The 26,868-nt window shown below is 75.5% G+C and carries 25 protein-coding genes; 8 read left to right on the top strand and 17 right to left on the bottom strand.

Translation table 11 applies throughout. The features are described 5' to 3' along the window. The first annotated feature begins 179 nt into the window (after positions 1-179). A complete protein-coding gene (locus ACZ407_RS01500; protein WP_468124555.1) occupies positions 180-1,478 on the top strand; it encodes a DUF6986 family protein in 1,299 nt (432 codons plus the stop codon). A gap of 402 nt (positions 1,479-1,880) precedes the next feature. On the opposite strand, the gene ACZ407_RS01495 is transcribed toward ACZ407_RS01500, so the two are convergent. Next, positions 1,881-2,867 (bottom strand): LacI family DNA-binding transcriptional regulator, encoded by a 987-nt coding sequence (locus ACZ407_RS01495; RefSeq protein ID WP_468124900.1) that lies wholly within the window; start codon positions 2,865-2,867, stop codon positions 1,881-1,883. Positions 2,868-3,077: 210 nt separating this feature from the next. Here ACZ407_RS01495 and ACZ407_RS01490 point away from each other — a divergent pair, with 210 nt between their 5' ends. After that, positions 3,078-4,112: an NUDIX hydrolase gene (locus ACZ407_RS01490; RefSeq protein WP_468124554.1), complete on the top strand. Its 1,035-nt coding sequence runs from the start codon at positions 3,078-3,080 to the stop codon at positions 4,110-4,112. An 11-nt stretch (positions 4,113-4,123) separates the two neighbouring features. Here ACZ407_RS01490 and ACZ407_RS01485 read toward each other — a convergent pair whose 3' ends face one another. Then, on the bottom strand, positions 4,124-4,834 hold the full coding sequence (locus ACZ407_RS01485) for an MBL fold metallo-hydrolase (RefSeq protein WP_468124552.1): 711 nt from the start codon (positions 4,832-4,834) through the stop codon (positions 4,124-4,126). A 106-nt stretch (positions 4,835-4,940) separates the two neighbouring features. Continuing rightward, positions 4,941-6,305 (bottom strand): M20/M25/M40 family metallo-hydrolase, encoded by a 1,365-nt coding sequence (locus ACZ407_RS01480; RefSeq protein ID WP_468124550.1) that lies wholly within the window; start codon positions 6,303-6,305, stop codon positions 4,941-4,943. A gap of 512 nt (positions 6,306-6,817) precedes the next feature. Here ACZ407_RS01480 and ACZ407_RS01475 point away from each other — a divergent pair. Beyond that, positions 6,818-8,068, top strand: a complete 1,251-nt coding sequence (locus ACZ407_RS01475) for a geranylgeranyl reductase family protein (protein ID WP_468124899.1) — start codon at positions 6,818-6,820, stop codon at positions 8,066-8,068. Here the strand turns inward: ACZ407_RS01475 and ACZ407_RS01470 are convergent. Next, positions 8,052-8,531, bottom strand: coding sequence for a nitroreductase family deazaflavin-dependent oxidoreductase (locus tag ACZ407_RS01470; RefSeq protein ID WP_468124548.1), 480 nt, complete (start codon positions 8,529-8,531; stop codon positions 8,052-8,054). The genes ACZ407_RS01475 and ACZ407_RS01470 overlap by 17 nt on opposite strands. Positions 8,532-8,695: 164 nt before the next feature. On the opposite strand from ACZ407_RS01470, the gene ACZ407_RS01465 reads away from it, so the two are divergent. Continuing rightward, a complete protein-coding gene (locus tag ACZ407_RS01465) occupies positions 8,696-9,394 on the top strand; it encodes a TetR/AcrR family transcriptional regulator (protein ID WP_468124546.1) in 699 nt (232 codons plus the stop codon). 43 nt (positions 9,395-9,437) lie between these two features. On the opposite strand, the gene ACZ407_RS01460 is transcribed toward ACZ407_RS01465, so the two are convergent. The 5 genes from ACZ407_RS01460 to ACZ407_RS01440 all read right to left on the bottom strand — a co-directional run bounded on the left by ACZ407_RS01460 (position 9,438) and on the right by ACZ407_RS01440 (position 12,876). Further along, the gene (locus ACZ407_RS01460; protein ID WP_468124544.1) at positions 9,438-9,692 is read right to left on the bottom strand and encodes a DUF6332 family protein; all 255 of its coding nucleotides are present in this window, start codon (positions 9,690-9,692) and stop codon (positions 9,438-9,440) included. Between the two features lie 149 nt (positions 9,693-9,841). After that, entirely contained in the window at positions 9,842-10,585 is a 744-nt protein-coding gene (locus tag ACZ407_RS01455) for a maleylpyruvate isomerase family mycothiol-dependent enzyme (RefSeq protein WP_468124543.1), read from the bottom strand. A gap of 797 nt (positions 10,586-11,382) precedes the next feature. Beyond that, positions 11,383-12,060, bottom strand: a complete 678-nt coding sequence (locus tag ACZ407_RS01450) for a hypothetical protein (RefSeq protein WP_468124541.1) — start codon at positions 12,058-12,060, stop codon at positions 11,383-11,385. Further along, positions 12,053-12,625, bottom strand: coding sequence for an RNA polymerase sigma factor (locus tag ACZ407_RS01445; protein WP_468124539.1), 573 nt, complete (start codon positions 12,623-12,625; stop codon positions 12,053-12,055). The genes ACZ407_RS01450 and ACZ407_RS01445 overlap by 8 nt, the downstream gene beginning before the upstream one ends. A gap of 2 nt (positions 12,626-12,627) precedes the next feature. Further along, positions 12,628-12,876 (bottom strand): hypothetical protein, encoded by a 249-nt coding sequence (locus ACZ407_RS01440; RefSeq protein ID WP_468124537.1) that lies wholly within the window; start codon positions 12,874-12,876, stop codon positions 12,628-12,630. Between the two features lie 128 nt (positions 12,877-13,004). On the opposite strand from ACZ407_RS01440, the gene ACZ407_RS01435 reads away from it, so the two are divergent. Together ACZ407_RS01435 and ACZ407_RS01430 are read left to right on the top strand one after the other, a co-directional pair. After that, a complete protein-coding gene (locus ACZ407_RS01435) occupies positions 13,005-13,664 on the top strand; it encodes an alpha-ketoglutarate-dependent dioxygenase AlkB (RefSeq protein ID WP_468124535.1) in 660 nt (219 codons plus the stop codon). Between the two features lie 71 nt (positions 13,665-13,735). Beyond that, positions 13,736-14,989, top strand: a complete 1,254-nt coding sequence (locus tag ACZ407_RS01430) for an ROK family protein (RefSeq protein WP_468124533.1) — start codon at positions 13,736-13,738, stop codon at positions 14,987-14,989. Positions 14,990-15,161: 172 nt separating this feature from the next. Here ACZ407_RS01430 and ACZ407_RS01425 read toward each other — a convergent pair whose 3' ends face one another. Both ACZ407_RS01425 and ACZ407_RS01420 read right to left on the bottom strand, forming a co-directional pair. Continuing rightward, a complete protein-coding gene (locus ACZ407_RS01425) occupies positions 15,162-15,659 on the bottom strand; it encodes an ATP-binding protein (protein ID WP_468124531.1) in 498 nt (165 codons plus the stop codon). 199 nt (positions 15,660-15,858) lie between these two features. Beyond that, the gene (locus tag ACZ407_RS01420) at positions 15,859-16,143 is read right to left on the bottom strand and encodes a hypothetical protein (protein WP_468124529.1); all 285 of its coding nucleotides are present in this window, start codon (positions 16,141-16,143) and stop codon (positions 15,859-15,861) included. Between the two features lie 182 nt (positions 16,144-16,325). On the opposite strand from ACZ407_RS01420, the gene cds1 reads away from it, so the two are divergent. Continuing rightward, positions 16,326-17,468 carry an L-cysteine desulfhydrase Cds1 gene (gene cds1, locus ACZ407_RS01415; RefSeq protein WP_468124527.1) on the top strand — a complete coding sequence of 381 codons (1,143 nt, stop codon included), beginning with the start codon at positions 16,326-16,328 and terminating at the stop codon, positions 17,466-17,468. A gap of 119 nt (positions 17,469-17,587) precedes the next feature. On the opposite strand, the gene ACZ407_RS01410 is transcribed toward cds1, so the two are convergent. After that, the gene (locus tag ACZ407_RS01410) at positions 17,588-18,076 is read right to left on the bottom strand and encodes an SRPBCC family protein (RefSeq protein ID WP_468124525.1); all 489 of its coding nucleotides are present in this window, start codon (positions 18,074-18,076) and stop codon (positions 17,588-17,590) included. Between the two features lie 201 nt (positions 18,077-18,277). Here ACZ407_RS01410 and ACZ407_RS01405 point away from each other — a divergent pair, with 201 nt between their 5' ends. After that, positions 18,278-20,806, top strand: coding sequence for a hypothetical protein (locus ACZ407_RS01405; RefSeq protein ID WP_468124523.1), 2,529 nt, complete (start codon positions 18,278-18,280; stop codon positions 20,804-20,806). Here the strand turns inward: ACZ407_RS01405 and ACZ407_RS01400 are convergent. The 5 genes from ACZ407_RS01400 to ACZ407_RS01380 all read right to left on the bottom strand — a co-directional run bounded on the left by ACZ407_RS01400 (position 20,754) and on the right by ACZ407_RS01380 (position 26,851). Beyond that, on the bottom strand, positions 20,754-23,186 hold the full coding sequence (locus tag ACZ407_RS01400; RefSeq protein ID WP_468124521.1) for a right-handed parallel beta-helix repeat-containing protein: 2,433 nt from the start codon (positions 23,184-23,186) through the stop codon (positions 20,754-20,756). The two genes, ACZ407_RS01405 and ACZ407_RS01400, sit on opposite strands and share 53 nt — an antisense overlap. A 78-nt stretch (positions 23,187-23,264) precedes the next feature. Beyond that, complete coding sequence (locus ACZ407_RS01395) at positions 23,265-23,876, bottom strand: Rv1733c family protein (RefSeq protein ID WP_468124519.1); 612 nt, start codon at positions 23,874-23,876, stop codon at positions 23,265-23,267. Positions 23,877-24,023: 147 nt separating this feature from the next. Next, positions 24,024-24,848: an MOSC domain-containing protein gene (locus ACZ407_RS01390; RefSeq protein WP_468124517.1), complete on the bottom strand. Its 825-nt coding sequence runs from the start codon at positions 24,846-24,848 to the stop codon at positions 24,024-24,026. Between the two features lie 79 nt (positions 24,849-24,927). Beyond that, positions 24,928-25,413, bottom strand: coding sequence for a DUF6643 family protein (locus ACZ407_RS01385; RefSeq protein ID WP_468124515.1), 486 nt, complete (start codon positions 25,411-25,413; stop codon positions 24,928-24,930). Positions 25,414-25,660: 247 nt separating this feature from the next. Further along, the gene (locus ACZ407_RS01380; protein WP_468124513.1) at positions 25,661-26,851 is read right to left on the bottom strand and encodes a glycosyltransferase; all 1,191 of its coding nucleotides are present in this window, start codon (positions 26,849-26,851) and stop codon (positions 25,661-25,663) included. Between the last annotated feature and the right edge of the window lie 17 nt (positions 26,852-26,868).

Below are 26,868 nucleotides of genomic sequence, written 5' to 3'. Positions count from 1 at the left end.
GCGCACCAGCGACCCTCTCTCCCTCCTTCTTTTCTTCTTTTTCCCCCCCCCCCCCCCCCCCCCCCCCCCCCCCCCCCCCCCGCGCCGTTTCCTGCAACCATTGACTGAGCGGAACGCCCTGACTAAATTCTGCTATGCGGATCGATGCTTCCGTGAAGCGGAAAATAGGAGAGTGCAGGATGGGTCAGCAGGAGAAGGTGGCGACGAGCCTCGCGGGCGCGGTCAGCGAGGAGATCAGTGCCTCCCTCAAGCCGGTGGACGCGGAGCTGGCACGCCGCTACCCGGGCGACCCCGGCACGCGCCAGCCGATCCACACGGTCTACGTGCCCGGCGACGTCTTCGCGGCGGACACCATCCGCTCCTGGGGAGACCAGGCCCTCGCAGCCCTCGACGAGCACGCTCCGGACGCTGCCACCTTCGGCAAGGTGCTCGGGACATCCGACGAACTCGCCGGCACCGTCTACGAGCGCGTCCGCGCCAAGCTCGCCACCGAGCCCATCGAGGACCTGCGCATCGACTTCGAGGACGGCTTCGGCGTCCGCTCCGACGAGGAGGAGGACCAGGCCGCGGCCCGCGCCGCCCGCCTGGTGTCCGAGGCCTTCTCCAACGGCACCAACGCCCCCTACATGGGCATCCGGATGAAGTGCATGGAGTCCAACGTCCGCGACCGCGGCATCCGGACCACGGACATCTTCCTCTCCGGCCTCCTGGCCCACGGCGGCCTCCCCGACGGCCTCGTCCTCACCCTCCCGAAGGTCACGTACGCCGAGCAGGTCTCCGCCTTCGTCAGGCTGCTGGAGGCCTTCGAGACCAGCCGGGGGCTGCGCCCGGGCCGCATCGGCTTCGAGATCCAGATCGAGACCAGCCAGTCCATCCTGGCCGCCGACGGCACGGCCACCGTCGCCCGCATGATCGACGCCGCCAAGGGCCGCGCCACCGGCCTGCACTACGGCACCTTCGACTACAGCGCCTGCGTGGGCGTCTCCGCCGCCTACCAGTCCAGCGACCACCCGGCCGCCGACCACGCCAAGGCGATCATGCAGGTGGCCGCCGCGGGCACCGGCGTACGCGTGTCCGACGGCTCGACCAACGTCCTGCCGATCGGCACCACCGAGCACGTCCACGAGGCCTGGAAGCTGCACTACGGCCTGACCCGCCGCGCCCTGGCCCGGGCCTACTACCAGGGCTGGGACATGCACCCGGGCCACCTCCCCACCCGCTACGCCGCGGTCTTCACCTTCTACCGCGAGGGGCTGGAGGCCGCCGCCGCCCGCCTGAAGGCGTACGTGGCCAAGATCGAGGGCGACGTCATGGACGAGCCGGCCACCGCCAAGGCCCTCGCCGGCTACCTGGTCCGCGGCCTCGACTGCGGCGCCGTCGGCGCCGACGAGGTGACGGCGCTCACCGGCCTCAGCCGCGCCGAACTGGACGCCTTCGCCATCCCGCGCCGCTCCGCCACCCTGACGGCGACCGCCTGACCCGCCGCGCCGCCGACCCCGCCCCCGCCGGGCTCGCCCCCGGACCGCCGCCCGGAACGGATGCGGGCGCGCCGTCTTCAGCGGGCCGGGGCGGCGGCCTCCGGGGCAGGGACCGGCCCGTCGGCGGCCGTCGTCCGGCCACCTCGGCCGTGTCTTCCGGATCTTGCCTGACCCGCGACGCCTGGCACCGCGCCTCGCGGCACTGCGCTCGCTCCGCTCGCTTCGTCTCGGCTCTTCTTGAAGGCCCTTGGATGCCGAGCTGTCGGGCAGACCAAGTACGTCCAGTACGGCGGTCCACCCTCCGCCTTGCGATGCGCGGCACCAGACGCCGCGGGCTTGACCGGCAATATCCGAAAGACACGGCCTCGGCCCGGACGTACGGGGCTGCTGTGCCGGTCCTGCTCAGGGGGCCGGGGGCAGTTCGCCCGAGCCGCGGGGGATCAGGCGGGTGGGGAGTTCGATGCGCTCCGGCGCCGGGCGGGCCCCGGCCAGCCGGTCGAAGAGGCGCTCGGCGGCCACCCGGCCCAGGGCGGCCGGGTCCTGGGCCACGACCGTCACGCCCGGGCGCAGCAGGTCCGCGAGCTCGAAGTCGTCGAAGCCGACCAGGGCCACCGGGCGGGCCCGCCCGGCCAGGACGCGCACCAGGGTCACCGTCACCCGGTTGTTGCCCGCGAAGAGCGCCGTGACCGGCTCGGACCCGTCCAGCATCGCCGCGGCGGCCTCGGCCACCCGCCCCGGGGCCGTCGAGCCCAGCGCGGTCCAGGCCTCCGCGACCGGCAGCCCGGCCTCGGACATCGCCGCCCGGTAGCCGCGCAGCCGCTCCGCCGCGGTGTGGATGTGCGGGTGGTCGCCGATGAACCCGATCCGCCGGTGGCCGTGCGCTACCAGGTGGGACACCCCGGTGCGGGCCCCGCCGAAGCTGTCGGACAGGACCACGTCGGCCTCGATCCGGCCCGCCGGGCGGTCCACGAACACCGTGGCGATGCCGGCCCTGATCTCCGGCTCCAGGTAGCGGTGGTCGCTCCCGGCCGGGATCACCACCAGGCCGTCCACCCGCCGGGCGCACAGCGCGAGGGCCAGTTCCCGCTCGCGCTCCGGGTCCTCGGCGCTGGACCCGTTGACGAGGAGCGCCCCGTGGGCCCGCGCCACCTCCTCCACGGCGCGGCTCAGCGGGCCGTAGAACGGATCGGCCAGGTCCTCCAGCACCAGACCGATGCTCGCCGTGCGGCCCTTGCGGAGCACGCGGGCGCTGTCGTTGCGGCGGAAGCCCAGGGCCTCGATGGACGCCTGCACCCGGTGCTCGGTCTCCGGGGTGACCCCCGGTTCCCCGTTGACCACCCGGGAGACCGTTTTCAGTCCGACCCCGGCGTGCGCGGCGACGTCCTTCATCGTCGGGCGGATGCCGTAGCGGGGCTCGGACGGGCGGGGCGCAGGGGGCACGGGCGGGGTCCTCCGGACGGGTCGCGGGCGGACGGCAAGGCCCGCCGGTTCCAGGGTAGGGGGTCTGACAACGTTGTCGGCGCCGACTTGGCCGGTAACCGCGTTTCTGTGCCAGGGTGTTGCGGGCAAGCCACAGGGGGCTTCGGAAGAGGGGGATACGTGATTGTCTGGATCAACGGCACCTTCGGCGCCGGCAAGACCAGCACGGCGCGCGAGCTGACCGGCCTGATACCGAACAGCAGCCTGTACGACCCCGAGGTGATCGGCGGCGCCCTGGGGCACCTGCTGCCGCAGAAGCGCCTGGACGAGGTGACCGACTACCAGGACCTCCCCATCTGGCGGCGCCTGGTCGTGGAGGCGGCCGCGGCGATGCTCGCCGAGCTGGGCGGTGTGCTCGTGGTGCCGATGACCCTGCTCCGGCAGGAGTACCGGGACGAGGTCTTCGGGGGGCTCGCGGCCCGCCGGATCCCCGTCCGCCATGTGGTGCTCAGCCCGGACGAAACGATCCTGCGGGCGCGGATCGCGGCCCGCGAGGAGCCGGACCTCCCGGACGCCGAACAGCGGGTCCGCCAGTGGGCGTACGACCACATCCCGGCCTGGCTGGAGGCCCGGTCCTGGCTGACCGCCGACGCCTTCGCCGTCGACAACGGCACCCTGAGCCCCCGCGAGACCGCCGAGCTCATCGCGGCGGCGGTGCGCACCGGCGAGGCCGCGCCCTGCGAGATCGTGCAGACCCCCGAGCCCACCCGGGAGACCGTGGCGGCCGGGGTGCTGCTCTTCGACGACCGGGACCGGGTCCTGCTCGTGGACCCCACGTACAAGCCGGGCTGGGAGTTCCCCGGCGGGGTGGTCGAATCCGGTGAACCCCCGGCCCGGGCCGGGATGCGCGAGGTCGCCGAGGAGATCGGACTGACCCTCGACGAGGTGCCCCGGCTGCTCGTCGTCGACTGGGAGCCGCCGCGCGGACGCTCGTACGGGGGCCTGCGGATGCTCTTCGACGGCGGCCGGCTCCCCGCCGCGCAGGCCGCACGGCTGCGGCTGCCCGGCCCGGAGCTGCGGGACTGGCGCTTCGTCACCGAGGCCGAGGCGGCGGGCCTGCTCCCGCAGGCCCGCTTCGAGCGGCTGCGCTGGGCGCTGCGGGCGCGGGAGCGCGGGACGGTCCTCAACCTGGAGGCCGGCATCCCGGTCGGCTGACCGCAGGGCCGCTACCCGGCGGCCGAGTCGCGGACCGCGGCCGCCTCCAGGGTCTCGGCCGTGTCCCGGGTCAGCGGGTCTCCGTGGCCGAAGCACGCGATCGCCGGCTTGAGGGCCGCGAGGCGGCGGAACGTCTCCAGGGCCCGGGCGCGGTCGGTGTTGAACACGCCGAGCATCACCTGCTGCACGCCCGCGACGCAGTCGCCGGTGAACAGCACCCCGTGCCGCGGCAGGTGCACGGAGATGCTGCCGTCGGTGTGGCCCGGGCTGTGCACCGCGTACGCGCCGTCGCCGAAGCCGAGTTCCGCCCCGTCCTCCACCTCCCGGTCCACCCGGGTCGGCGGGGCCTCCGGCACCGTCATCCCGTGCGCGTACAGGGGGAGTTCCCAGTCGAGCAGCACCGGCTCCGGCACCGGCTGCTCGCCGCGGACGACGGGCGCCTCCAGCCGGTGCGCCACCACCTCGGCCCCGTACCGCCCGGCGAGCTCCTCGGCCGAGCCGATGTGGTCGCGGTGGCAGTGCGTGAGCACGATCCGGCGCAGGGCTTCGGGGTGCAGCCCCAGGGAGCGCACCGCCGCCTCGATCTCCGGTCCGGAGGTGGCGTTCCCGGAGTCGACCAGGGTCAGTTCGGCATCCGCGCCCTCACCGTCGCGCCACAGGTACGCCTGGCCGATCGGGAAGCGGAGCATGTGCAGCTGCGGGGTGATTTCCACGAGATCCATGCCGCGAACCTACGTCGCCCCCTCGGCCCGTCGGGCCGGAAAGCGCCGTGGGCGCACTACGCGCTCGGCGCAGTACGCCCACAGCGGATCCCGGAACCCGGGAGGGTCAATTCCGCTTGGATTCGGCGTAGTTGACGAGGAACAGGGCCTCGGCGACCGACAGCCGCTCCAGCTCCTCCGGGGAGACGCTCTCGTTCACGGCGTGGATCTGCGCCTCCGGCTCGCTCAGCCCGATCAGCAGGATCTCGGCCTCCGGGTACAGCCCCTGGAGGGTGTTGCACAGCGGGATCGAGCCGCCCATGCCCGCGGTCTGCATCTCCTCGCCCGGGTACGCGACCTGCATCGCGGCGGCCATCGAGGCGTACGCGGGGCTGTCGGTGTCGGCCCGGAACGCCTGGCCCTGGCCGATCTGCTCCGCCGTCACCCGCGCGTTCCACGGCGTGTGCGACTCCAGGTGCGCGATGAGCGCCTTGTTCGCGTCGGCGGTGTCCATGCCCGGCGGCACCCGCAGGCTCACCAGGGCGCGGGCGCTCGCGTGCACGGACGGGGTGGCGCCGACCACCGGGGGGCAGTCGATGCCGAGCACGGTGACGGCCGGGCGCGACCACAGGCGGTCGGACACCGAGCCCCCGCCGATCAGGTCCACGCCCGGCAGCACCCGGGCGTCGGTGCGGAACTGCTCCTCCGGGTACTGCATGCCCTGCCAGGTCTCCCCGGCGGGCAGGCCGTCCACCGTGGTCGAACCGTCCTCGTCCCGCAGCGAGTCCAGCACGCGGATCAGCGCGGCCAGGGCGTCCGGTGCGGCGCCGCCGAACATGCCCGAGTGCAGGTTGCCCTCCAGGGTGTCCACCTGGACCCGGACCAGGGTCATGCCGCGCAGGGTGGCCGTGACCGTCGGCAGGCCCAGCCGGAAGTTGCCGGCGTCGCCGATGACGATGGTGTCGGCGGTCAGCAGGTCCGGGTGCGCCTCCGCGTACTGCTGGAGACCACCGGTGCCCACCTCCTCCGAGCCCTCGACGATCACCTTGATGCCCACCGGCACCCCGCCGTTGGCCTTCAGGGCGCGCAGGGCGAGCAGGTGCATGATGAACCCGCCCTTGCAGTCGGCCGTGCCGCGGCCGTACCAGCGGCCGTCCCGCTCGGTCATCTCGAACGGCGGGGAGATCCAGGCGGCCTCGTCGAGCGGGGGCTGCACGTCGTAGTGCGCGTAGAGCAGCACCGTCGGCGCGCCCTCGGGGCCGGGCAGGTAGCCGTACACCGACTGCGTGTCGTCGGGGGTGTCCAGCAGGGCCACGTCCTGGAAGCCCTCGGCGCGCAGCGCGTCGGCCACCCAGTTCGCGGCGCCCTCGCTCTCGCTCTTCGGGAACTGCGCCCAGTCCGCCACCGACCGGAAGGCCACCAGCTCGGCCAGCTCCGACTTTGCCCTGGGCATCAGGGCGGCGACGGTCTCGGCGATCGGATGGGACGGCATGGGCACGCTCCTCGTGGGTGCGACGTTGTTGTATGTGTACGCCGGCACCGTACGCATCGTGTGCGTACCGGAGGTACGGCGGGGACAGGGCCGATCTTCCCACAGCGGGGCCGTGAGGGCCGCCGCCGTAGGATGCGCTCGGCACCGGAGCAACTGGGGATCAGGAGCAGCAGCACATCGTGAGCGAGCACGGGGACAACGGCCGCGCGGACCGCGCGGAGAGCGCCGAGGCCGTCGAGGGCACCGGGGACGGCGCCGTCGCGGCGGGGGCCGTCGTGGAGGGGCCCGTCACGGAGGGGCCCGTCACCCAGGGGGCGGACACGGGCGCCGGCACGGACGCGGACGCGGACGCCGGCGCGGGTACGGACGGGGCCTCGGTCGCGGACGCAGGTACGGACACGGGCGCAGGTACGGAGACGGGCGCGGTGCCGGACGCGGGCAGGGAGACGGCCGCGGAGGCGGACGCGGGCACCGGCTCGCACGCGGGCGCCGGCTCGGACGCCGACGCCGCCGTGGACGCCGACGCCGACGCCGCCGTCGAGGCGGGAGCGGGGGCCGGCTCCGGGGAGGTCTGGGACGTGGTCGTGGTGGGAGCCGGTCCCGCGGGTGCCTCCGCGGCCCATGCCGCCGCGGTCGCGGGGCGCCGGGTCCTGCTCCTGGAGAAGGCCCGGCTGCCCCGGTACAAGACCTGCGGCGGCGGGATCATCGGTCCCTCGCGCGACGCCCTGCCGCCGGGGTTCGTGCTGCCGCTGGAGGACCGCATCCACGCGGTCACCTTCTCGCTGAACGGCCGGCTGACCCGCACCCGGCGCGCCCGCCACATGCTCTTCGGGCTGGTCAACCGTGCCGAGTTCGACGCCGGTCTGGTGGCGGCCGCCGAGAAGGCCGGGGCCCAGGTGCGCACCGGGGTGACGGTGGCGCGGGTGGAGCAGCACGGCCCGGCCGTGCCCGACCGCCGCACGGTGGCGCTCGTGCTCGGCGACGGGGAGACCGTACTGGCCCGCGCCGTGGTCGGAGCCGACGGCAGCGCCGGCCGGATCGGCGCGCACGTCGGGGTCAAGATGCGGCAGGTGGACCTCGGCCTGGAGGCGGAGATCCCGGTTCCGGCCACGGTGGCCGAGGACTGGAAGGGCCGGGTGCTCATCGACTGGGGCCCGCTGCCGGGCAGTTACGGCTGGGTCTTCCCCAAGGGCGACACCCTCACCGTCGGCGTCATCTCGGCGCGCGGCGACGGGGCCGCGACCAAGCGGTACCTGGAGGACTTCATCGGCCGGCTGGGCCTGGCCGGATTCGAACCGGCCATCTCCTCCGGGCACCTGACCCGCTGCCGCAGCGAGGACTCGCCGCTCTCGCGCGGCCGGGTGCTCGTGGCCGGGGACGCGGCCGGTCTGCTGGAGCCGTGGACCCGGGAGGGCATCTCCTTCGCGCTGCGGTCCGGGCGGCTGGCGGGGGAGTGGGCGGTGCGCATCGCTGAGGCGCAGGACGCCGTGGACACCCGCCGCCAGGCGCTGAACTACGCCTTCGCCATCAAGGCGGGGCTCGGCGTGGAGATGGCGGTGGGCCGGCGCATGCTCGCCGTGTTCGAGCGCAAGCCGGGCCTGCTGCATGCGGCGATCACCGGTTTCCGACCGGCCTGGCGGGCCTTCACCCGCATCACGCGCGGGTCCTCCTCGCTGGGCGAGATGGTGCGCACGTACCCGCTGGCGCGGCGGGCCCTGCACGCCCTCGACCGCAGGGAGGGGCCGGTCACTCCGACACCGTGAGGACGAAGACGGGGTGGTCGGGGGCGGCGGCCAGGAGCTCCGCGGCGGAGGACCGGTGGGTCACCCCGCGGAAGAAGGCGTTGACCTCCCAGCCCCACTTCTCGAGGTAGCCGCGCAGGATCTCCGGCTTGTCGGCGTCGGCGAGCTCCGTGGCCGTGAAGGTGCGCACCTTGCGGCCCACGCGGAGCTCGCCGCCGCCGGCGGCGCGCATGTTGCGGACCCAGTGGGAATGGCCGCGGGCCGAGACGAGGTAGAGGCTGCCGTCGTGGTCGAACGGGTTCACGGGGATGCGCTGCATCTGCCCGGACTTGCGGCCGCGGACGGAGAGTTCGGCGGTTCCGGCGAGGCTGATGCCCATCCGGGCGAGCTTGCCGAGGAGCGCGTTCAAGCGCACCGCGAGGCCGCCCGCCCGGACGTAGTACGGGGCGGGGTCCGCGGTCGGGTTCGGGGTGCTGGCGTTCATCGTGGCCTCCGTCGGGGGTGACTGCCGAGCCGTCTGGCTGAGCGGTGCTCGCATTGGAGAGCAGCGCTCTCGCTTGGGATCAGTGTGCACGGATCGGTGCACCGAAGCAAGAGCAGTGCTCTCGTTTTCGTGCAGTGCTCCGATTCCATGGCAGACTGCTGCCCATGACTACGGTCCGAGGGGCCCGCGAGCGCGCCCGCATCGAAATCACCGCCGCGATCAAGGACGAGGCGCGCCGGCAGCTCGCCGCCGAGGGTGCGGCCAAGCTCTCCCTGCGGGCCGTGGCCCGCGAACTGGGCATGGTCTCCTCCGCGCTGTACCGGTACTTCCCGAGCCGCGACGACCTGCTGACCGCCCTCATCATCGACGCGTACGACAGCCTCGGCGCGGCCGCGGAGGGCGCCCGCGCCGAGTCCGCGGCCGCCGGGGTCCCGCCCCTCGCGCAGTGGGTGGCCGTCTGCCGGGCGGTACGCGACTGGGGCCTGGCCCATCCGCACGAGTACGCGCTCATCTACGGTTCGCCGGTGCCCGGTTACGAGGCCCCCCAGGACACCGTGGCGCCCGCCTCCCGGCTCGGGAACACGCTGATCGCCGTCGTCCGCGAGGGGCACCGCGGCCGGGGTCTGGCCCTGCCCCCGCTGCCCGCCGCCCTGCGCGGCGAGGCGGAGCGCATGGCGGCGGACTTCGCCGGGGACCTGCCGCCCGCGGTGGCCCCGGCGCTGGCCGCCGCCTGGGCCCAGTTGGTCGGGCTGGTCTCCTTCGAGCTGTTCGGCCAGTTCCACCGCGTGGTCGAGGCCCGCGACCTCTTCTTCACCCACGCCGTCACCCAACTCGCCCACCAGGTGGGGCTCCAGGCCTCCTGACGGCGGCCCCGGCCCGGCCGGGGTCCCGGCCGGTCTCCCGCCCTCAGCCGCCGTTCCCGTGCCGCTGCCCGTGGTCGAAGTCCCACAGCACGTGCGTGACGCGCAGCAGGAAGACCGTCATGGCGAGGACCGCGCCCACCCCGGTCAACAGGCCCTCCAGGGCGGGTGCGAGGGCGAACAGGAGAGCCGGGCCCGCCGTTGCGCCGAAGACCAGCGCGGCCGCGCAGGCCGCGCTGAGCACTGCGTGGGCGACCTCCACCGTGAGCGCGTGGCGGTCCGTCGGGCGGTTTCCTTCCATGCGGGGGAGTGTCGCCACCCGCCGGGGGAGCGGCAAGCGGCCTTGAGCGTGTTCGGAGCACGTCCGGAGCGCGTCCGGAGGGCTGCCGGAGGGGGCCGGAGGGCGGCCGCCGCATGTGCGCGGCGCGGTCCGGGGCGGTCGGTCCGCGGTCAGATCGCGGAGTTGGCCTGCCACAGGTGCGCCAGGGAGAGGTCGCCCGTGACCCCCGGCCCCGCCAGTGGCAGCCGGTTCCACAGCGCGGCGTACAGCCAGCCCGCCGGGGCCGTCACCTCGCAGTCGGCCGGCCCCGCGTCGTCCCGTACCGTCCGCGGCGGCTCCGCCGACAGGTGCACCGACCACACCGCGGCCGTGTCCGCGGACCGGATCCGCAGGAGTTTCGCCTCGCCCCCGGTCCGCACCCGGCTGCGCGGGCGCGCGTGGAAGCCGGTCAGCAGCTCGTCCACCCCGTCCTCCGCGAACCGCGGCGCGACCGCCGTGAACTCCCGTCCCAGCGCGGATTCCGCGTCCATCCGGTGCACCGCCGTCTCGTGGGCCTGGCGGCGGGCCCAGAAGGCCAGCGGCGAAGGCGGGGCGGTGGGCAGGAAGGTCCAGCACTCCCGCTCGGCGGGCGCCTGCGCGAGCACCTTGAGCAGCCCGGAGCTCTGCTCCCGGTACCAGGCCAGCAGTTCCGCACCCGACAGCTCCGGACCCGGCCCGAGCGGCAGCGGCTCCAGGAGCCCGTCGGCCACGAAGCGGGCCGCCCAGCGGTGCACGGCCCCGGTGTGCCGCAGCAGGTCGGTCACCCGCCAGCCGGGACAGACGGGCACCGGCGCGTCCGTGCCCGCCCGTTCCGCCGTGTCGGCCAGCAGCACGCTTTCACGTTCGAGCACGTCGAGGTGTTCGCTGATCTCCATGCCCGCGAGTCTGCCACCCGCGCCCGGCCCCGGGCGGGGCATTCCCCGCCCCGCCCCGCCCTGCCCGGCCGCGGGCCGAGTGGGCCTGGGGCCAGTGCGCGAAGCGGGACGAGGCGCGGGACGCGGGGCGGGTGTCCCCGGGGCCTTTCCGGGGCTCTGCCCCGGACCCCGGTCCTCAAGCGCCGGACGGGCTGGGATGTGCCCCCCGGCCGGGTGTCGGCTGACGGCCGGTCGGGCGGGATTTCTTCCCCGTGGAGGAGTTGCGGGACGCCGGGCGGGTGTCTCCGGGGCCTTTCCGGGGCTCTGCCCCGGACCCCGGTCCTCAAGCGCCGGACGGGCTGGGATGTGCCCCCCGGCCGGATGTCGGCTGACGACCGGTCGGGCGGGATTCCTTCCCCGTGGACGAGATGCGGGACGCCGGGCGGGTATCCCCGGGGCCTTTCCGGGGCTCTGCCCCGGACCCCGGTCCTCAAGCGCCGGACGGGCTGAAATGTGCCCTCCCGCCCGGCATCGGCTGACGACCAGTCGGGCTGGAATACGGCCCCGCCCGGGTGTCGGCTGACGGCCGGTCGGGCCGGAATGCGCCCCCGCCTGGGCATCGGCTGACGACCGGACGGGCTGGAATGTGCTCCCCCCCGGCATCGGCTGACGACCAGTCGGGCTGGAATACGGCCCCGCCCGGGTGTCGGCCGACGGCCGGTCGGGCCGGAATGCGCCCCCGCCCGGGCATCGGCTGACGGCCGGACGGGCCGGAGTGCTCCCCCGCCCGGGTATCGGCCGACGGTCGGGCGGGTCGGTCAGCTCGGCTGGAAGAGGTGCTCGTCCACGTCCTCGAAGAGCCGGACCACCTGGGCCTGCAGCTGCAGCGCGGCCCGGTGCCGTTCGGCGAACCCCTGCCGCACCGCCTCCGCGTCCGCCGACGGCGGATCGGTGCGCGCCGCCTCCGCCGTCCAGCCTTCGGCCTGCTCCTCCAGGAGCCCCAGGATGCGGTCGAACTCGGCCCCGGCGGACTCCTTGGTGAGGGCCCGGTCCAGCAGCAGCCGCCGGATGCGGTCCAGCTCCTCGTACACCGCGCCCAGCGCACCCCGGGGCCCGAGGCCGGCTCCGTACGCCCTGTCCGATGCCTGGAAGCGCCGCTGGATCGACTCCCGGAAGCCCGCCACCTCCCGCCGCTCGGCCGCCAGCGCCTCCAGGACGGCCGCCAGGGACGCGCTCCCCAGGTAGCGGACCTTCCCCCCGGGACTCAGCACGGCCAGGGTGATGCCGGGCGCGAAGGGGGCCGGCGGCGGCCCGTCGCGGGACCCGTCCACACGGACCCGGGTGTCCGCGAGCCACCGGTACGCCCGCCTGAGGCCCCCCTCGGTGTCGAGAACAGACCCGACCGCGGTGCGGAGCCCGGCCAGGTGCCCGGCCAGGACGGCGTCGAGTGCGGTGTCCGCGGCCGTGCCGCAGTCTTCCGGGCGGCGCTCACTCATCGCCCGCCACCTCCCCCGTCAGGCCGAGCATCGCGCCCAGTCGGCCGCGTGCACGCTTGTAGGCCTGGCGCACCGCCGCCGGGCTCTTCTGCAGGATCCGGGCCGTCTCGTCGTGGGAGAAGCCGTCGAGATGCCACGCCATCGCCTCGCGCTCCGCCGGCGGCAGCGCCGCGAGCAGGCCGAGCAGCCGCTCCTGCTCCTCGCTGACGACCAGCTCCTCCATCGGGCAGGTGCCGCCCGGCCGGTCGGGCACCGGGTCCGTCGGCAGGGTGCGGCTGACGGCCTGCCGCAGGTAGTTCCGGTAGGCCGTCTTGCGCAGATAGGCCTTCGGGTGCTCCAGCCGCCGCCACTTGTTCGGCAGCAGTTGGAGGAAGGCCTCGTGCGCGGCGTCGGCCGCCTCGTAGGCACTGGCCCCCAAGGTCATGAGGAACACCGTCACCCGCACCATCTCGCTCCGGTAGAAGGCGTCGAAGCCGAAGCCCTCCAGGTCCTCGGGTGACGGCACCGCGGGCCGGGGCGCCGCCGGCACGGCCCCGCTCCTGGCGGGCGCGGGAAGCTCGGCCACGGTCACCTCTCCCGGCCGCGGCCGGGAGAGGCGGACGTGCCGATCACGATCTCCACGTGCCGGTCCGCATCCCGCTCCGAGAGACGGCTGCCCGGGGGCAGCGACCGCACCCGCTCCGACAGCCACCGCTGCGCCGCCTCGGCCCGGCGGACCTCCGCCCGCGCCCTGACCACCCGGTACGCCAGCCGGGCCGGCACACCGACCAGCGGAGTCGCCCCCGCCAGCACCCACATCGCCGTCGCCGCTTCCACGTCCTGCCCCTCGGCCGGTGCCGGGCGGTGCGCCCCGCGTCTGGTTACTGAAGCACCGAGGGGCCCCGCGTGTGACATCCCCGGGCGGAAATCACGTACGCGCCGTCCCGGGGCACCATGGAAGGACCATGACCGGACTCCCCGACGCCCTGTTCCCCCGCGCCCGCACCACCGTCGCGCCCGGCGCCGTGCACGTGCCGGACTGGCTTCCGCCGGCGCGGCAGCGGGAGCTGGTCGAGGCCTGCCGGGAGTGGGCGCGGCCGCCCGCCGGGCTGCGTACCGTACGGACCCCCGGCGGCGGGACCATGAGCGCCCGGCAGGTCTGCCTCGGGCTGCACTGGTTCCCGTACGGGTACGCGGACACGGCCGTGGACGGGGACGGCACCCCGGTCAAGCCGATGCCCGAGTGGCTGGCGGACCTGGCCCGCGAGGCCGTGCTCGACGCCCTGGGCACCGGGCCCGGACCGGACCCGTACGACATCGCGCTGATCAACTTCTACGACGCGGACGCCCGCATGGGCATGCACCGCGACGGGGACGAGAACTCCGGGGCACCCGTGGTCTCGCTGAGCCTGGGCGACAGCTGCACCTTCCGGTTCGGGACGGCGGCCTCGCGCGGCCGCCCGTACCGGGACGTGGAACTCCGCAGCGGCGACCTGTTCGTCTTCGGCGGCCCCGCCCGGTACGCCTACCACGGCGTGCCCCGGGTGCACCCCGGCAGCGGCCCGCCCGAGCTCGGCCTGAAGGGCCGCCTGAACCTCACGCTCCGGGTCAGCGGCATGCGGTGACCGTCCGGATAGGGGCCCCGGCGGCGGGCGCGGGTGCGGAGCGCCGGCGAGATCGTGCGAGGATCGGCTCCATGAACGGCAACGCGGCCCCGCGGCGGGTGGGGGATGTGTCCACGCGGACCCGGCTGGAGCGAGGCCGCGGCGCCCTCGGACCGGCTCTGGAACTCGTCCACACCGGCCGGGCCCCGACCCGTGCCGTCCTGACCGCGGAACTCGGCGTCACCCGCGCCACCGCCGGAGCCGTCGCCGCCGAGCTGGAGGCGCTCGGGCTGATCCGCGTGGACTCCCGGCCCGTGGTGGCCGGCGGGGCGCAGGGCCGGCCCTCGCACCGGCTGTCCATCGACGAGAACGGGCCGGTCGCCCTCGCCGCCCAGGTGCACCCCGACGGCTTCCGCGCGGCCCTGGTCGGCCTGGGCGGCCGGATCGTCGCCACCTCCCCGGGCTGCGTGACCGTCTCCGCCGACCCCGCGCAGGTGCTCGGCGAGGTGGTCGACGCGGGCGCCGCCCTGCTCAAGGAGAGCGGCCGCCGCTGCATCGGTGCGGGCCTGGCCGTGCCCTCGGCCGTCGCCGAGCCCGACGGCACCGCCCTCAACCCCCTGCACCTGGCCTGGCCGGCCGGCTCCCCGGTGCGGGCGATCTTCGCCGAGTGCGTGCGCGACGCCGGCATCGAGGGCCCGGCCCTCGCGGGCAACGACGTCAACCTGGCTGCCCTCGCCGAGCACCGGCACGGCGCCGGGCGCAGCGCCCAGCACCTGCTGTGCGTGGCCACCGGCCACCGCGGTGTCGGCGGCGCGCTCGTGCTCGACGGCCGCCTGCACAGCGGCAGTTCGGGACTGGCCCTGGAGGTCGGGCACCTCACGGTGAACCCGGAGGGGCGGGCCTGCCACTGCGGGGGCCGCGGCTGCCTGGACGTGGAGGCGGACCCGCTGGCCTTCCTCACGGCGGCCGGCCGCACCCCCGGGCCCGAGGTCAACCTGCTCCAGCAGGCCCGCGAACTGCTGCGCACCGAGTACGCCGAACCCGCGGACCCGGCCGTCCGGCACGCGGCCGAGGAGCTCATCGACCGCCTGGGCCTGGGCCTGGCCGGGCTGGTGAACATCCTCAACCCGGACCGGATCATCCTCGGCGGACTGCACCGGGAACTCCTCGACGCCGACCCCGAGCGGCTGCGCGCGGTCGTGGCGGACCGCAGCCTGTGGGGCCGCAGCGGGGGCGTGCCGATCCTGCCGTGCACGCTCGACCACAACAGCCTGGTGGGCGCCGCCGAACTGGCCTGGCAGCCGGTCCTCGACGACCCGCTCGGCTCCCTGGGCGCGGCGGCCTGAACCGGCGTACGGGAGCCACGCGCGCACGGAGGAACGGGCGTACGCGGTACCGGCGTACGGAGGTACGCGCCCATGGAGGTACCGGCGCATGGAGGTACCGGCGTACGGAGGAACCGGCGCACGGAGGTGCGGGCGTACGGGAGCCCCGTACGCCCCGCCCGTCCGCGGCGGTTCAGAGCGAAGGCACCGCCACCGGCAGGAGTGCGGCCCGCAGCGGGGCCGGGCGGATCCGTACCGCGGTGGGGTGCGGCGGGGGCGGTGCGGCGGCGGCCGCCTCCAGCGTGAACCACACGACCTTGCCGGGGGCGCCCGCGTCCTCGCGCGGCCGCGCTCCCCAGCTCTCGCTGACGGCCGCCACCATGGCCAGCCCGCGTCCGCAGGTCTCCAGCGGCCCGGCGGTCCGGACCTCGGGGAGGCGGGGGTCGTGGTCGTGCACCGAGACCGTGAGCCGGCCGCGCAGCAGCCGCATCTCCACCGTGCACAGCTTGTCGGGCTGTGCGTGCCGGTGGACGTTGCTCAGGAGCTCGGTCACGCCGAGCGCGGCCCGGTCGATGAGCGGGTCCAGCTGCCAGTAGCGCAGTTGCGCAGAAACGATTCTGCGTATCTGCCCGATGCGTGGCGGCAGAGCGTCCAGCTCCACCGCGCAGTGCCTGCTTCGATGACTGATCACGGCTGCGACTCCCCGAAATGAGGTCCGGAAGAAGACGACGATCCGATCCAGCACGTGCTGACGTTCCGCACGGATGACGCTCCGTGCTGCGGGGTGCACCCTGCGTGACGTCCCTTCAGCGTCACCCGCCGCCGCGCTGCACGCAACTCGCGGCGGCCCGGGGCGGGGGCCCGGGGCGGGGGCCGACCGGGCCCGCGGCTCAGTCCCGGGCCGCTCGGGCCCGCCGTACCGCTTCCACGAGCCGGCGGGCCGGTATCCGCAGCCGGTAGCGGGTCCCGTTGAGGCGCGCCACCGTGGCCTCGCGGCCCGGCAGCCAGGACCTGGCCGCGCTCACCGCGCCCAGCGGGGCGCTGTCGATCTCGCGGTCGCTGCTCGTGAGCAGGTGCAGCCGGCCGTCCCGGATCAGAACCTTGCCGGCCCGGGTCAGCGCGCGCGGCCAGCGGTCGATGCGCACGCCCGTGGCGGTGAAATCGGGTTCGCTCATGGTCGACGGCCCCCTTCGACCCGGCCCAGTCTGCCCCGCCCGGGCCGCTCGCACCAGGGGGCGCGCGCCCTCGCACATCTGTTCTCAAAGCAAATCGGTGGGAGACCCAAAGTCAGCGTTTGCGCAGGTGAGAGAGGTACATTGCAGTTCAGGGGGACCGCACGGAACGAGGAGCACGGCACATGAGCACGACCGCACAGCAGGGCACCGCAGGCCCCCTGGCCACCGTCGACGTCGACCGCAGCGACGCCGAGTACCGGGCCTGGCTGAAGGAGGCCGTCCGCAAGGTGCAGGCCGACGCGAACCGCTCCGCCGACACGCACCTGCTGCGCTTCCCGCTGCCCGAGGCCTGGGGCATCGACCTGTACCTGAAGGACGAGTCCACCCACCCGACCGGCTCGCTCAAGCACCGCCTGGCCCGCTCGCTGTTCCTGTACGCGCTGTGCAACGGCTGGATCCGCCCGGGCCGCCCGGTGATCGAGGCGTCGAGCGGCTCCACCGCGGTGTCGGAGGCGTACTTCGCCAAGCTGATCGGCGTCCCGTTCATCGCCGTCATGCCGCGCACGACGAGCCCGGAGAAGTGCCGGCTCATCGAATTCCACGGCGGTCAGTGCCACTTCGTGGACGACCCGATGAAGATGTACGACGAGTCCGCCTCGCTCGCCGCCGAGACCGGCGGGCACTACATGGACCAGTTCACGTATGCCGAGCGGGCCACCGACTGGCGCGGCAACAACAACATCGCCGAGTCGATGTACCAGCAGCTGAAGCTGGAGCGGTACCCCGAGCCGGCGTGGATCGTCGCCACCGCGGGCACCGGCGGCACCTCCGCCACCATCGCCCGCTACGTGCACTACATGCAGCACGACACCCGCATCTGCGTCCCCGACCCGGAGAACTCCTGCTTCTTCGACGGCTGGACGCGGAACGACCCGCTCGCGCACAGCGACTGCGGCTCGCGCATCGAGGGCATCGGGCGGCCGCGCATGGAGCCGAGCTTCGTGCCGGGTGCCATCGACCGCATGATGAAGGTGCCGGACGCGGCGAGCGTGGCCGCGTGCCGTGCCCTGGAGCAGGCCATCGGCCGCAAGGCGGGCGGCTCGACCGGCACCGGGCTGTGGAGCGCGCTGAAGATCGTCTCCGAGATGGTCGCCGAAGGCCGCAAGGGCAGCGTGGTCACCCTGCTCTGCGACCCGGGCGACCGCTACCTCGACAAGTACTACTCCGACGCGTGGGTGGCGGCGCAGGGGCTGGACCTCGCCCCCTACGCGCGCACGATCGAGCACCTGCTCGCCACCGGCAGCTGGCAGGAGCCGGCCGCCTGAGCCCCGCCCCGCGTACCGGTCCCGCGTGCCGGTCCCGCGTGCCGGTCCCCGTACCGGTCCCGCGTACCGGCCGTGCAGGATCGTCACTGCACGGCCGTGCCCGCTGCCGCCGCCCGGTCTCAGACCGAGTCCGCCCAGGTGCCCGTGAGGCGGCGGTCCAGGGTGCGGACCGCATCGCGGAAGCTGCGGCCCAGTCCCGGGCGGGCGGCCCGGAGCGCCACCCGGAAGGCCGGGGAGCCCGCGGCCGCGAAGGTCCACCGCACCCGGGCCCCGCGGCCCGAGGGCTGGAGCCGCCACTCCTCCAACAGGGCGTGCACTCCGGGGCAGTTGGTCTCGTCGACCCGGTAGGCGTACCGCTCCGCCGGCTCGGCCGCCATGACGGTCTCCTGGAAGTGGACCCCGCCCACCAGCCCGATCTCGCGGCCCGCGCCCCCGTGCGTGGGCCGCGCCAGGGTCACCGCGCGGAACCAGGAGGGCCAGCCGGCCACCTCCTCGGCCAGTGAGCGGTAGAGGGTCTCCGGCGGGGCGTGGGTCACGGCCTCGAAGGCCAGGCGCACGGGAGCGGACTCGACGAAGTCGAGCCCCACGGGTCGGAGTCGGCGTGCCATGGCGGATACCCCCTGTGGTGCGACGGCGTGGACGGCGGCGGCCCGGCGGGCCGGCCGGAGTGCATCGCGCCACCCTAGCTGTCGGGCCGTCAGATGTCTTGACCCGTCTGCCTGCTGGGCGGACCGGCCGGGGCGCGGGATGCTGTGTGCGTGGGCCGGAGCAGGAGCCGGAGCCCGGCCCGGGTCGCGAGAGGAGCCGACGTGTCCGAAGCCCCGCTCTGTCTCGAACTCCTGGTGCACGGGGTGGCCGGCGCCGGCCCCGAGGAACTGCTCGGGGATCCCCGGACCGTGCGCGTGACCGGGGACGACACCGCGGCCGTCTTCCGCCGCGCCGACGACGCGGACGCGGAGGACCGGCCCGGCGGTTACACGGGCCGACCCGTGCCCGAGGCCTACTGCTGGTCCCGGCTGACCTCCGGGAACGGCGCCCGCGCCCTGTGGCTGCTGCTCCTGCCGTTCATGGTGGCCAACCTGGCCCACTGGAACCGGCCCGCCGCCACGGGCGCCCCGCGCACGGTCCGCCTGTACGGGGTGCTCGTCCGCCTGATCGCGCTCAGCCTCACCGTGCTGCTCGTGGCGGCCGCCTGCGAGGTGGCACTCGACCTGGTCGCCTGGCAGTGCGCGGGCTCGGCGCACTGCGCCTCCTCACGGTCCTGGCTCGCGTTCCTCGCCCCGGACGCGGCGGGCGGGAGCGGCGGTCGGTGGGCGCAGCCGGGCCGCCGCCTCGCCCTCGCCGCCCTCGTGCCCGCCGCCCTGACCGCCCTCCTGTGGTACCTCTCCCACCGCACCTGGAGCGCGTACGAGTCCCAGCCCCCACCCGGTCCGGCCGCCCCGGCCGCCCCACCCGCGCCCGGTCCGGCCCCGTCGTCCGCCCCGCCCCGTGCCCGCGCCGGGGGCACCGGCTTGGCCGCCGCCCCCGCCGCAGGCACCGGCTTCGCCGACGACCCGCTCGGGCGGCCCGGGTTCTGGTACGGGCGGCGGCTGGTCGGGCGGCTGCGGGTGGCGCATGCCGCCGCCGGGCTGCTCACCGTGGCTGCGGCCGTGGTCGGGCCGGCCGCCCGCCAGGACCGCGGGGCCGGGGGCGGGACCGGCCTCGCCGCGGCCGGGTGGGTGCTCCAGGCCCTGCTGGCCGCCGCGTTCGGGGCCGTGCTCTGGGTGGTCTGCCGCCGCGGCCGGGCCGAGCGCCGCGCCGACGAGCACGCCGACCGGGCCGTCATGGTCCTGCTGCCCGGCAGCGCCCTGGCCCTGCTCCTGGCCGCTCTCGGCTACGCGGCCTGGTCCCGCCCCGGCTGGACCTCGGCCGGCCGGCTCCCCGGCGATCCCGCCTTCGGCGTGCTCGTCCTCCTCCAGGGGCTGCTCGTCCTCGCCCTCGCGGCCACCGCGGCCCGCCTGCACCGCCGTTCGCCCGCCGATGCCGGCGCCGCGCTGGCCGGCCTCGGCGGCCCGGCCGTGGCCATGCTGGCCTGCGCCCTGGGCGGGGTGATGACCGGCGGAGTGGCCCAGCGGGTCGCCGACTGGCTCGACGGCGGCGCCACCCCCGGCATGTCCGGCGCCCCGCTGCCCGGCCCGCCCGTCCTGCTGTCCTGGCAGGCCTCCGTCCTCCCGCCGCTGTTCCTCGTCCTCCTCCTGCTCGCCCTCTGGTTCGCGCTGCGCGGCATCCTGCACCGGCGCCGGCTCGCCGCGGGCGTGGCCGCCGAGTACCCGGGGCAGGGCCACGACCCGGCCCGCAGCCGGGCGGTGGCCGGCGCCCGGGCCGCGGCCGCCCTCACCGACGCCACCCCCTGGTTCCTCGCCGCCGTCGCCGGGCTCACCCTCCTGCTCGGCACGGCGGCCGTCGCCGCCGCCTGGGCCACCGGCCAGGTGCCGGGCGAAGCGGCCCGCGGCACGCATCCGCTGCTGGAGCGCGCCGCCCAGGGCGCCCAGGGGGCCGGGTCCTGGCTCACCGGATTCGCGTTCCTGCTGTTCGTGACCTGGGGACGGCGCGCCTACCGGGACCCCTCGGCCCGCCGGACCGTCGGCATCCTGTGGGACGTGGGCACCTTCTGGCCGCGGGCCGCCCACCCCTTCGCCCCGCCCTGCTACGCCGAGCGCGCCGTCCCCGACCTGACCTGGCGGATCGCCACCTGGACCGGGCGCACCGGCGGGCGGATCGTGCTCTCCGGCCACTCCCAGGGCAGCGTGCTCGCGGCCGCGGCCGTCCGGCAGCTGCCCCCCGAGGTCCGCGCCCGGGTCGCGCTCCTCACCTACGGCTCCCCGCTGCGCCGCCTGTACGGGCGCTGGTTCCCCGCGTACTTCGGGCCCGGACCGCTCGCGGCCCTGCACCGGGACGTGGACTGCTGGCGCAACCTGTGGCGGGCCACCGACCCGATCGGCGGCCCGGTGCTCGCCCCCGCGGACGGCGTGGACCACGGCCCGCTGGCCGACCCCCTCGCCTACGGGCGTACGGCCGAACATCCGCTCCCCGCGCCCATCCTGGGCCACAACGGCTACCAGGCCGACCCGGTCTTCGCCGCCGAGCGCGCCGCCCTGCTGGCCCGCCTGGAGCCGGGCCCGGCCGCCTGCCCCGGGCAGGCGCCGGCATCCACCCCCGCACCCGCACCCGCCGCCGAAGGCAGCGCCGCGCCCCCACCCCCGCCCGGCTCACCGGACCCCGCCGGGCAGCTGCCCCGGCCCCGCGTCAGCAGGGTCCCGGAGCCGCCCCCGGCAGATCCTCCGGGAACAGCAGGGTGAGCTGGTCGGTGTCCGGCTCCGGCAGCTGCGCGACCCGGCCGGCGTGCCGCTCGACCATCGACTCGAAGGTCTGCCGGGCCGTGCGCCCGTTGCCGAACGCCGGGCCCCGCGGCAGCTCTGCGAAGTACGCGAGCAGGGCGTCGGCGGTGCCCCGGCCGAGCCGGTACTCGTGCTCCTCGGCCTGCTGCTCCACGATCCGCAGCAGCTCGCCGGGCCCGTAGTCGCCGAAGGTGATGGTCCGGGAGAAACGGGAGGCCACCCCCGGGTTCACGGTCAGGAACCGCTCCATCTCGGCCGTGTACCCGGCGACGATCACCACGACCGCGTCCCGGTGGTCCTCCATCAGCTTGACCAGGGTGTCGATGGCCTCGCGGCCGAAGTCCCGCCCCGAGTCCTCGGGCGCCAGGGCGTACGCCTCGTCGATGAACAGCACCCCGCCGCGGGCCCGTTCGAAGGCCTCCTGGGTGCGGATCGCGGTCGAGCCGATGTGCTCGCCGACCAGGTCCACCCGGGACACCTCCACCAGGTGCCCGCGCTCCAGCACCCCGAGGGAGGCGAGGATCTCCCCGTACAGCCGGGCCACGGTGGTCTTCCCGGTACCGGGGGAGCCGGTGAAGACCAGGTGGCGGCGGACCGACGCGGCCTTCAGCCCGGCCTGCTGCCGGCGCCGCCCCACCTCGATCATGTCGGTGAGCGCGCGCACCTCCCGCTTGACGCTCTCCAGGCCCACCAGTGCGTCCAGCGCCCCGAGCACCTGGTCGGCGGCGCGGGCGGCGGGCACCCGGGGGGCCGCGGCGGACGGTTCCGGCTGCGCCGCCGGGGCCGCCGACTCCGCGGCCGGATACCGGACGTCGGCCATCGCCGCGGTGACCGTGAGCGGAACGGCCGGCGCCGGTACGGGGGAGCGGCGCACCGCGCTCTCGTCGCTGGTGCAGTCGACCGCGACCGGCCCGTCCTCGGGGAACTCGTACCCCCCGCGCGCGCAGCGCTCGGTGCGGCAGCCGGTGAGGGTGGTGCGGCAGCCGTCGAGCACGTGGAAGCCGAAGCCGTCGCTGCCGGTCACCCGGCAGTCCCGGAAGGTCCCGCGGCCCTCGGCGGACACGTAGAACCCGGCCTCCGCGGGGGAGGTGACGGTGCACCGCTCCACTTGCGGGTCGGCTCCCTTGGTGACGATCACCCCGGTCTGCACGGAGTCCACCGAGCAGCCGGCCAGGGTGCCGCCGCTGCCGTGGTCGCGGAACCAGGCGCCGGTGCCCGCCTCGCGGATCCGGCAGTCGTCGAGCTCGGCCACCGCCCCGTCGCTGACCGAGACCGCCGTGTTGCGGACCTGGCTCAGATCGCTGTCCACGACCTGCGCCCGGGAGCCGCGGTCCAGGACGAACACCGCGTCCGGCACGTCGTGCACCCGGCAGGACACCAGCGAGGCGCCGGCCCCGTCGCTGATCCACACCGCAGGGTAGTCCCCGGTGCTGTCGTGGATCTCGCAGTGCTCGGCGGTGGCCCGGGTGCCCGGGTCCCACACCGACAGCCCGTTGCGCCCGAACCGGCGCACCTTGGTGTGGTGCAGGGTCAGGACCGAACGCGCCCGCAGGTCCAGCGCGTTCTCGGGCACGTCGTGGATCTCGCAGCCGGACAGCGTCAGCACCGCGTCCGTGTCCAGGGTGATCCCGTCCGCGGCCGTGCGGTGCACGGTGCAGTCGGTCAGCCGGGCCGCGGCGCGCACCGAGACCTGCACCCCGGCGCCCTTCACCTCGTAGATCTCGCAGCCCAGCGCCTCCAGCCCGGAGCCCTCCCCGGTGACCATCAGCCCGGCGCCCCCCGTGTGGTGGACCCGGCAGCGCTCCAGCCGCGGATGCCCGCCGCCGCGCACGGCGACCCCGGACTGCCCGGCGGACAGCACCTCGCAGTCCTCGAACACCCCGCCCGCGCCCTCCGCCACGGCGATGCCCACCCCGGTCGGATTGTCCACGGTGCACCGGCGCACGACCGGACGGCCGCTGCCGCGCACCTCGATGCCCGCGGCCGAGCGCGTCACCACCCGCAGGTCCGTCAGCTCGGGCGCCCCGTCCTCGACGAGCACCGCCGGAGCGGCCGTGTCCCGGCCCTCCAGGTGCAGGTCCTGGACCACGGCGGAGGCGTGCACCGTCAGCGCCACCCCGTCGGCGGGCGCGATCCGCACCGCCCCCGCCGCCCCCTCCGGGCCGCGCAGCGTGACCGCGTGACGGACCACCAGGTTCTCGCGGTAGGTGCCGGGGGCGATGGACAGCACGTCGCCGTCCCCCGCGGCCGCCAGGGCGGCGCTCAGGGTGGGGTATTCGCCGGTACGGCGCCGCCACCGCGAGGCGCTGCCGTGGGTGACCTGGACCGTTCCCTGTGCCATCGTGCTGCTGTGCCCCCGCCTGTGCCGACCGGACTGGTCGCTCCACCGTAGCGCGCGCGGGGCCGCGGAGTTGACCGCTCAGCTGCCCGCGCCCGCCCGGCCCCAGTCCGGCCCGGCCGCCGCCCAGGCCCGGTCGAGCCGGGCGTACCGCCGATGCACCAGTCTCCGTACGATCAGCCGCCGGACGGTGTCCACCAGCGCGGCCAGCGCTCCGGCCGCCGCGATCCCGGCCAGCGCCGCATAGGCGAGGGCCGCCGTGCGGTTCAGCGGCGGGGGCATCGGCCGGCCGCGGCCGTCGGTCCAGATCCGCAGCCGGTCACCGGGGCGCGGGCTTCCCTCGACGGCGTTCAGCGGCCCGGTGCGGGCGCTGCCGTCCGGAGCCGGCCACTCCGCGAGCACCTGCGGGTACGGCCCGGTCTGCCGCTGCCCCGGAGCCTCGGAGCCGGGGGCCGCGGGCGGTTCCTTGGGCGGCTGCAGCACCACGGCCACCACCTGGTGGCGGGCCCGGCCCTGGTCCCGGGCCGCCCGCTGGAGCGTGTCGTCCACCCGCGCACCGGCCAGCCAGCCGGCCGCCGGCGCCACCACGAACAGGCAGACCGCCGCGGCTAAGGCCACCCAGGCCTCCACGCAGTCCGTCCTCCGGCGCAGCGGATTGCGCCGCCACCGCCAGACACCCAGAGCCGTCCGCACGTACGGCACCCCCTTTGCCTCGGTCGTAGCCTCCCCCATGTCCCGGGACCGCGCACCCCGACCCGCTGGGACGTGGACCATCGTTCACAACGTCCCCACGGCATGCGCGGGTTCCCGCCCGGGACGGCCCCTGCGGGCCGGCCGTGCTCAGTCCAGGATCCGCACCTCGTCGCCCACGCGCAGGGTGCCGGGGGTCAGCGGCACCAGGTGCTGGCCGAAGACCAGCTGCTTGCCGAACCTGCGGTGCTGCCCCAGCGTGCGCAGCGGCTCCCGGCCGCGCTCGCCGGTGCTCTGGTCGGTCGTGGTGACGATGCAGCGGCCCACCATCTTGGCGACGCGGAACTCCACCGGGCCCACCGCGATCCGCCGCCACCCGTCCTCGGCCCACGCCTCGGCCCCGGCCACGACCACGTTCGGCCGGAAGCGGTCCATGGGCAGCGGGCCCTCGGCGGCGTGATCGCCTTCGGCGATCAGGGCGTTGAGGGCGTCCAGCGAGGCGAGGGTGGCCACCATCACCGGATAGCCGTCGGCCAGGCTCACGGTCTCGCCGGGCAGGGCGTACTCCGGGTCCACCGGCCGCCGGTGCTCGGGCGCGTCGAGGTGGATCATCCGCACGGGGACGCCCAGGTAGGTGCTGAACCAGCGGTGTGCGGCGGCGTCCGCGAGCACGGCCTCGATCTTCTTCCCGAAGATCGTCACCGGCACCGTCTCGTCCGCTCCGGGAACGGCCACGGTCAGCGGCTCGAGTCCCGGAGCGGTCAGGGCCACTCCGCCGCCCCCCAGCGGCAGAGCGGAGGCCAGCGCCAGCATCGGATGCTCGCGCTGTGTGAGGACCGCGCCGTCGGGCGCGACGAGCGCCCAGCGGCGGTCCCCGGACAGACCCCAGGGCTCCACGGCCACCTCCCGAGGGGCCGTACCCGCCAGGGACTTGACGGGGTGGACGTGGAGCGCCTGGACATGCATGTTCGCCATGAGGGCATGGTGCCATCCGGCCTTCACCGGCGGGCAGCCCCCTTCCTCGGACTGTTCCTCCGCGCGGTCCGCGGAGGGATCAGTAGCCGCGCCCCTGGTACTGCCGGCCGTACGGGTCCTCGTACGGTGACGGGGCCGGGACCGGCGCCTGCATCGGACGCGGGGCGGCCGGGCGCATCGCCTCGTACCCGGTGGTCGCCACCGGCCGCGGCTGCTGCTGCGGGGCGTACCCGCGGGCGGCCGCCGCCTGCTGCGGGATGTAGGGGGCCGGCGCGTTCTGCAGCGGGACGGGCTGGGCCATCTGCTGCTGGTACGGGTACCCGTACGCCGGGGTGTGCTGCTGGTTCTGGTACGCCGGGACCGGCGCGGCCGGGAGGGCCGGGAGCGCCGACGGCAGCGCGGGCAGATGGCTGCTGCTCAGCGCCGGTTCGTAGGCGGCGGGAACGCGGATCGGGGCGATCTGCGGGGTGCCACGCTCGGCCACGAGGGAGTCGTAGATGGGGGTGTCCGGGAAGGACGGCGCGGAGTAGTAACCGCCGCCGTAAGAGGCGCGGGGGGACGTCATGCGACATAAGTTAAGCCCACGGGTCCACCGGGTCTATAGCGAGGTTGTTTCAACCCCGCTCTGACCTGCCTCTTCCCAGGTCAGGGCCACAGCCGCCACCTGGCGCGCAGGCGTACGTTTCGTCACTTGCGCCCCTTTCTGCGCCCACTCGTACCGCCGGTAAGTCACGGCCTCCTGACGCTCTGTCATGCCGGGGCGGAGGCGGGACGGGTCCGGCGGCGCGCCCCGAAACGGAATCCGCTGCGGGTCAGGCGTCGCCCGGGCCGACCGGCTCGCCGGGACGGGTGTAGGTGCGGCCCTTCCATGCGGCGCCCGCCCCGCGGTGGTGCCGGAGCGCCGAGTCCACCGTCATCAGGAGGTACAGGAAGGCCGTCACCGGCAGCAGCGGCGCGAGCCACGCGGGCTGGCGGTAGTAGCGGAGCATCGGCAGGTAGGTCCCCGCCATGAGCAGCCAGGCCAGGGCGCCGGCCCAGGCCGCGGCGGGCCGGCCCGAGGCCGCGCCCGAGACGGCGGCGGCCGGCGGGACCAGGTAGACGAGCGCCAGCCCCGCCACCGTGCCGGCCAGCAGCACCGGACTGTGCCGCAGTTGGGTGTAGGCGCTGCGCGAGACCATCCGCCACAGCTCCCCGAGCCCCGGGTACGGGCGGACGCTCTCGACCCGGTCCGCGAGCCCCAGCCAGATCCGGCCGCCCGAGCGCTGCACCGCCTGCGCGAGCGAGACGTCGTCGATCACGGCGTGCCGGATGCAGTCGGGCACCCCGGCCCGGTCGGCGGCGCCGGTGCGCAGCAGCACGCAGCCGCCCGCGGCGGCCGCCGTCCGCCCGCCCGGCCGGTTGATCCACCGGAACGGGTAGAGCTGCGCGAAGAAGTAGACGAACGCGGGGACGATGAGCCGCTCCCAGCCGGTGACCACGCGCAGCCTGGCCATCTGCGAGACCAGGTCGAGACCGGCCGAGCAGGCGGCGGCGACCAGTTCGCGCAGGCCGTCCGGGGCGTGGGCGATGTCCGCGTCGGTGAGCAGGAGGAACTCCGGCTCCCGGGGCGCGGCCGTGCGCGCGAGCGCGATGCCGTGGCGCAGGGCCCACAGCTTGCCGGTCCAGCCGGGCTCCGGCTCGCCCGGCGAGGTCACGGTGAGCGGGAGCCCGCCGTGCCGCTCCGCCAGTTCCCGCGCCAGGGCGGAGGTGCCGTCGGTGCTGCCGTCGTCGACGAGGACCACGAAGGCCTCGCCCGGATAGTCCTGCGCGAGCAGCGAGGGCAGGCTCGCCGGCAGCACCCCGGCCTCGTCCCGCGCCGGCACCACCACCGCCACCGAGGGCCAGCGGGCGGGCGCCGCCCGCGGCGGCAGCCGTACGTCGGTCCGCCAGAAGAAGCCCTGCCCGAACAGCAGCCACACCCAGGCGGCCAGTGACAGCAGCGCGGTCACGGTGACGAAGCTCATCTCCCGGAGTCTGCCGC

The sequence above is a fragment of the Streptomyces sp. NPDC030809 genome, assembly GCF_055572195.1.
Note: the sequence above shows the minus strand (reverse complement) of the source record. Positions and strands in the feature narration are given on the sequence as shown.